Annotated in this window: 6 protein-coding genes; 3 read left to right on the forward strand and 3 right to left on the reverse strand. The window is 75.4% G+C overall.

From position 1 onward, the window contains the following. Nucleotides 1-15 precede the first annotated feature (15 nt). The 3 genes from HCC30_RS24240 to HCC30_RS24250 form a co-directional block, all read right to left on the reverse strand. Entirely contained in the window at nt 16-753 is a 738-nt protein-coding gene (locus HCC30_RS24240; RefSeq protein ID WP_169444887.1) for a sensor domain-containing protein, read from the reverse strand. 120 nt (nt 754-873) lie between these two features. Then, the gene (locus tag HCC30_RS24245; RefSeq protein WP_169444888.1) at nt 874-2133 is read right to left on the reverse strand and encodes a sensor histidine kinase; all 1260 of its coding nucleotides are present in this window, start codon (nt 2131-2133) and stop codon (nt 874-876) included. 140 nt (nt 2134-2273) lie between these two features. Beyond that, entirely contained in the window at nt 2274-3776 is a 1503-nt protein-coding gene (locus HCC30_RS24250; RefSeq protein WP_169444889.1) for a PLP-dependent aminotransferase family protein, read from the reverse strand. Between the two features lie 486 nt (nt 3777-4262). On the opposite strand from HCC30_RS24250, the gene HCC30_RS28310 reads away from it, so the two are divergent. The 3 genes from HCC30_RS28310 to HCC30_RS24260 form a co-directional block, all read left to right on the forward strand. Further along, nucleotides 4263-4634, forward strand: coding sequence for an NADH-quinone oxidoreductase subunit A (locus tag HCC30_RS28310; RefSeq protein ID WP_346776782.1), 372 nt, complete (start codon nt 4263-4265; stop codon nt 4632-4634). A gap of 104 nt (nt 4635-4738) precedes the next feature. Beyond that, nucleotides 4739-5299 carry an NADH-quinone oxidoreductase subunit B gene (locus HCC30_RS24255; protein ID WP_277348031.1) on the forward strand — a complete coding sequence of 187 codons (561 nt, stop codon included), beginning with the start codon at nt 4739-4741 and terminating at the stop codon, nt 5297-5299. Between the two features lie 62 nt (nt 5300-5361). Then, nucleotides 5362-6106: NADH-quinone oxidoreductase subunit C (locus HCC30_RS24260; RefSeq protein WP_206324276.1), on the forward strand; the 745-nt coding region annotated here is incomplete at its 3' end.

Below are 6106 nucleotides of genomic sequence, written 5' to 3' on the forward strand. Positions count from 1 at the left end.
GAACGGGCGCGCGGGTCAGGGCAGTTGCTGTGAACCCGCCGGACCCGCCGCAGTGCGGGACGGGCCGAGCAGGGCGCTCGCCAGTCCGCGGTCCAGGCCCGTCAGCCCGCGCACCAGCCACGGGGTGAGCAGGACCAGCGCGAGCCCGGCGGCGGACACCCCGGCGATCTCCTGCGGGGTGTCCAGGAACCAGCCGTTGCCCTGGCCGTCCCCGTACACCTGGAGTCCCGGCTGGTCCATGTAGTGCGGGAAGACCCAGCGCCAGGCCGGGTACAGCAGCAGCGACCAGCCGGCCGGGACGAGCGCGGCGGTGACGGTGAACGTGCACAGCGCCACGGGGAAGTGGACGAGGCTGTGCAGCAGGTGCCGCCAGGAGGCGCCGTCGCGGAGCAGCGCGCCGATCCAGGACGCGGGGCCCGTGCCGCGCCGCAGCGCCCGCACCGGCTCGGGCGGGGGCACCTCGTGGTCCAGCAGGTGGCGGGCGCGGCCCCGTTCGACGTGGCCCGTGCCGCGGGCGAAGGCCAGCGCGAGGGCGAGCACCGGGACGCCGAGAAGGGTGACCAGCAGTCCCGCTCCGGCCGCGAACAGGGTGACGCCGACGCCGAAGGAGAACACGGCCACCGGCAGCCCGGTGACGGCGTGCAGGTACGCGCGCCAGGTGCGGCCCTCGAAGGGGGCGCGCAGCACGGACGGGGTGCGGTGCCGGGGGCGCGGTTCGCGCGCCGCGCGCGGTGTCTCGTACGTCGTCGCCATGGCCTCTGTTTCCCTCCGGTGCTTCCTCCGGCCGCGCTCGGCGGCCCCGGTGTCCAGAATCCGGCCCCGGGGTGGTGCGGGGCCATGGCGTGCGCCGGTCTTTCCGGGCGGGGGTTTTCCCTACCCCGTGACGGGGGCGGGCGCCGACTCGGCCTCGCGCCAGGGGAGTTGGGCGGTGACGGTGGTGGGTCCGCCCTCGGGGGAGTCGAGCAGCAGCAGGCCGTCGACGGCGCCGAGGCGCTCCGCGAGCCCGGCCAGGCCCGAGCCGTGCGCGGCCGTGGCGCCGCCCCGACCGTCGTCGCCGACCCGGAGCAGCAGCCGGTCGCCCTCGCGCCGCACCTCGACGTACGCCGACGTGGCGCCGCTGTGCTTGCTGACGTTCTGGAGCAGTTCGGACGCGGTGAAGTACGCGATGCCCTCCAGCGCGCTCGCCGGGCGCCCGGTGAGCCCGTCGTCCACGGTGGTGCGCACCGTGCAGCGGGCGGCGAGCGCGGAGAGGGCGGGGCCGAGGCCGCGGTCGGTGAGGATCGCGGGGTGGATGCCGCGGGCGAGGTCGCGGAGCTCCTGGAGGGCGAGCTTCACCTCGCCGTGCGCCTCGTCGACCATGCGGGCCGCGGCCTCCGGGTCCTGGAGCAGCTTCTCCTTGGCGAGGCCGAGATCCATGGCGAGGGCGACGAGCCGGGCCTGCGCGCCGTCGTGCAGATCGCGTTCGATGCGGCGCAGGTCGGCGGCCGCGGTGTCGGCGACGGTGCCGCGGTCCGACTCCAGTTCGGCGATGCGGCGCTCCAGTTCGTCCGAGGGGGACAGCAGGGAGCGGACCATCGCGCGGTCCACGTTCGTCAGCCCGCGGGCCAGCCACGGCAGCAGCGGCCAGGCCACGACCAGGGAGACGAGGGTGACGGCGAACGCGGCCCAGGACCAGGGCAGCCGGACGAAGAAGTACAGCGCGTGCCGCCAGGCGACCGGGTCGCGCAGCCGCATCCACAGCCAGGGGAAGAAACCGGCGGCGCCTTTCGCGGCGTTCCCGGATTTCCCGTAGTGCCCGGATTTCCGCGGCCGCATCCGGCTCGGCTCCTCGACCCGGGTGCCGAGCAGGGCGCGGGCCCGTGCCCGCTCCAGGCCGCCGATCCGGCGGCAGCCCGCCAGGGTCAGGGCCAGCAGCGGCAGTCCGACCACGGTGACCGACAGCCCGACGCTCCCGTAGAAGCAGACCGTGATGTACCCGAACCACACGGTGTCCAGCAACGGGTTGAGCAGCAGGTGGGCGATCTCCCGCCCGGTGGCGGCGGAGAGCGGGGGCCGCGGCGGCGGCAGCGCGCCGTCGTCCGGGGCGGTGGCCCGGGGCAGTCTCTTCCCCGGGGGGTGTGCGCTGGCGGTCATGCGCCCCAGCCTGCCGCGCGCCCCACGCCCGCGCCATGGGGACCGGCGCAGGCCGGACCCGGGGGTTAACCCCACCGTCCCCGGGGTGGCGCCGGGCCCGAACCGGCCACCGGCGACGGGGTGTTGACCGGCGCGGCCCGTCAGGCGACCCAGTGGGGCCGGGTGACGGCGCTCGCGAGCGGGGCCGGGTCGGAGAGCGCCGCCGCGATGCGGCGCACCGCCTCCCGCAGGACCGGCGGCGGCAGCGTGTAGGGGATGCGGAGGCGGTGCTCGTGCGTGCCCGGGTCGACGCCGAAGCGGGCCCCGCTCTCGATCCGCACCCCGCGCCCCGCCACCCGCTCGGCGAGCGAGCTCGCGATCGGCTCGCCGAGATCGGCCCACAGGGACAGCCCGCCGGGCGGCGTGTGCACCGTCCACCCCGGCAGGTGCTGCGCGAGCGCGCCGGTCAGCGCCTCGCGCTGGGCGCGGATGCGCTCCAGCCGGGGCGGCAGGATCCGCTCGGTCTCCTCCAGCAGCGAGACGGCCACCAGCTGGTCCACCACGGACCCGGCCATGTCCATGCTGACCCGCAGCTCGGCGAGCCGGCTGACCACCCTGCTGGAGGCGGCGCGCAGCCAGCCGATGCGCAGCCCGCCCCAGTGGCTCTTGCTGATCGACCCCATCGTCAGCACATGGCTCGCCCCGCCCGGCGGTGCGTGCGAGACGAACGCCGGGGGCGTCGCGGCGTCCAGTGCGATGTCGGTGAGCGTCTCGTCGACGAGCAGCCAGGTCCCGGAGTGCCGGGTGGCGCGCAGCAGTTCGCGGCGCTGCTCCTCGGGCATCAGCGCGCCCACGGGGTTCTGGAAGTCCGGGATGAGGTACGCCAGCCGCGGCACCACCTGCTTCAGCGTCGACCGCATGATCTCCACGTCCCAGCCCTCCTCGGACACCGGGACGGGCGCGATCCGCAGCCGCGCCTGCCGCATGGCGTCCAGCGCGTTGGGATACGTGGGGTTCTCCACCAGCACCCGGTCGCCGGGCGAGGCCAGCAGGGCGAGCGCCAGCGACAGGCCCTGCTGCGCCCCCGAGGTGATCAGCACCTGCTCGGCACGGGTGGGCACCCCGCGCCGCGTGCACCGTTCGGCGACGGCCTCGCGCAGCTCGGGCAGCCCGTACGGGTGGTATCCGGGGGTGTGCGCCCGCTCGGCGATCAGCGGCATGCTGCGTTGCAGGGCACCGGTGAGGACCTCCTCGGGCAGGCCGAGCGCCGCGGCGGCCAGGTCGATCCCCTCGTCCTCCAGCGGCGGCGGCTTCCTGGCACCGGCGGGCCTGACCCCGTCGGGCAGCGTCGTCCAGGTGCCGGAGCCGACGCGGCTGCGCGCGTAGCCGCTCTCCCGCAGCAGGTCGTAGGCGGCGGTGACGGTGGGGCGGCTGACCCGGAGCACGAGCGCGAGTTCGCGCTCCGCCGGGAGCCGGGTGTGCAGGGCGACGCGGCCCTCCAGCACCAGGGTCCGCACGGACTGCGCGAGATGGCGGTAGGCCGAGGTGCCGCTGGGCAGCGCGGGCAGCAGCGCGAGCAGCTGGTGGGCGCCGATGAAGCGGTGACCGCCCGAGGGGGACGGCGCGGAGGCCGGTCCGGTGCCGGGCAGATCGGTGATGGTCATGTGTCCTCTCCTCCGCCGGGCGCGCGTCCTCGCGCGGTGCCCGCCCGTGACGCCGGGGGTGCTGCCACGGGCGGGCCGGGTGCCGGTGGACGCGCGGCCCGTCCCTCGCCAGGGGGGAGCCTGATATGGCGGACGGTGCCGCGCAGCCGGCCGGAACGCCGGTCAGCCTAGGGCGCGGCCCCGCACGCCTGACTGTCCAATCTCCCGAAGTGGCCAGCCCCGCACGGGAGTGCGGCCGTCCACCGCCCCGAACTGCCGCCCGGCGACGGGGTACATGGCAGGACATACGGTGACGTAACAGCAGGGCACGGGGGAAGACGGATAACCGCCCGGAACGACCGGCGGGCCGGCGCCGGCCGGGCCGCCGCCGGGAGACGGGGCTGTCCGCCGAGGTGAGCGCAGGGCCTAGACTCCCGTGCGTACAGATCGTCGAACGCGGACTTCGGCGCGGACATCAACACAGCGAGCAGGTAAGGACGGGCGGACGTGCCGGACTACTTCCACGGCTACGCGGTCGTCGGGCTGGTCGCGGTCGTCGGGGTGCTCTTCGTCGCCGTGGCCTTCGGGGCCGGGCGGCTGCTGCGCCCCGTGGTGCCGACCCAGGAGAAGCTGCTGACGTACGAGTGCGGCGTCGACCCGGTCGGTGAGGGCTGGGCCCACACCCAGGTCCGCTACTACGTCTACGCCTTCCTGTACGTGATCTTCGCGGTCGACTCGGTCTTCCTTTTCCCGTGGGCGACGGTCTTCGCCGCGCCGGGCTTCGGCGGGATCACCCTGGTGGAGATGTTCATCTTCCTCGGGTTCCTGACCGTCGGCCTGCTGTACGCATGGAAGAAGGGCGTCCTGGAATGGACGTAACGCGCAAGACGAACGGCACGACCACCGATCTCCCCGACCCCGCTCCGGGCGGCACCGTGGAGCGGCGGAAACTGGGCCCGCTGGCCCGGCTCGCGCCCGAGCCGATGAAGGTGGTCCTCAACTGGGGCCGCCGCTACAGCCTGTGGGTCTTCAACTTCGGACTGGCCTGCTGCGCCATCGAGTTCATCGCGGCGTCCATGGCGCGGCACGACTTCATCCGGCTCGGCGTCATCCCGTTCGCGCCCGGCCCCCGGCAGGCCGACCTGATGGTTGTCTCCGGCACGGTCACCGACAAGATGGCCCCGGCCGTCAAGCGGCTCTACGAGCAGATGCCCGAGCCGAAGTACGTGATCTCCTTCGGCGCCTGCTCCAACTGCGGCGGCCCGTACTGGGACTCGTACTCGGTCACCAAGGGCGTCGACCAGATCATCCCCGTCGACGTGTACGTCCCCGGCTGCCCGCCCCGGCCCGAGGCGCTGCTCCAGGGCGTGCTCAAGCTCCAGGAGAAGATCGCCGCCGAGTCCACGGCCGACCGCTACGGCAAGCCCGCCGCCCCGGCCCGCCCCGGCGCGGCCCAGCTCAGCAGCGGACTCGTCGCACCGCCGCCGGCGCCGGGCGCGAGCACCGGGGGCGGCGGCAACGGCCAGGGGGAGGGCACCCGGTGAGCGGGACGGACGAGACGCCGGAGCCTGCCGAGGAGCAGGAGACGGAGGCGGCCGCGGCGCAGCTGCCCGTGGGGTGGCTGCCGCGCAGCGCGCCCGAGCTGTTCGGCGAGGGCGCGAGCGCCGAGGAGAGCTACGAGCTGCTCACCGTCGACGTGCCGGCCGCGGCCTGGACCGAGGCGCTCACCACCGCGCGCGACACCCTCGGCTGCACCTACTTCGACTGGCTCAGCGCCGTCGACGAACCCGGCACCGGCTTCCGGGTCTGCGCCCACCTGGCCGCGCTGCCGACGGGCACCGGCGGCGGCGCCGTCCACCGGCTGGTGCTGCGGACGACCGTGCCGCACGACCGCCCCGAGCTGCCCACCTGCACCGGCGTGTTCGCGGGCGCGGGCTGGCACGAGCGGGAGACGCGGGAGATGTTCGGCATCGGCTTCACCGGCCACCCGTACCCCGAACCGCTGCTGCTGCCCGAGGAGTTCGAGGGCCACCCGCTCCGCAAGGACTTCGTCCTCGCCGCCCGCGTGGCCAAGGCGTGGCCCGGCGCGAAGGAACCCGGCGAATCGGGACACGGCGGGCCGAAGCGCCGCCAGATGCTGCCGCCCGGCGTGCCCGACCCGAACGAATGGGGCCCGCTGAAGGGCCAGTTGCCGCCCGTGCCCGCGCGCCCGGCGCGGGGCCGCGCCGCCTCCGGCGAGCGCCCCGCCCGGCGCACCCGCAGCGCGAGCGCCGGTTCCGCGAGCCAGGGCGCGACAGAGGAGGCCGCCGCGACCGGCGAGGCCGCGGAGTCCGCACCGGCCGAGGGCCAGG

Origin of the sequence: Streptomyces sp. HNM0574 (genome assembly GCF_012726235.1) — a bacterium.
Taxonomy (GTDB): domain Bacteria; phylum Actinomycetota; class Actinomycetes; order Streptomycetales; family Streptomycetaceae; genus Streptomyces.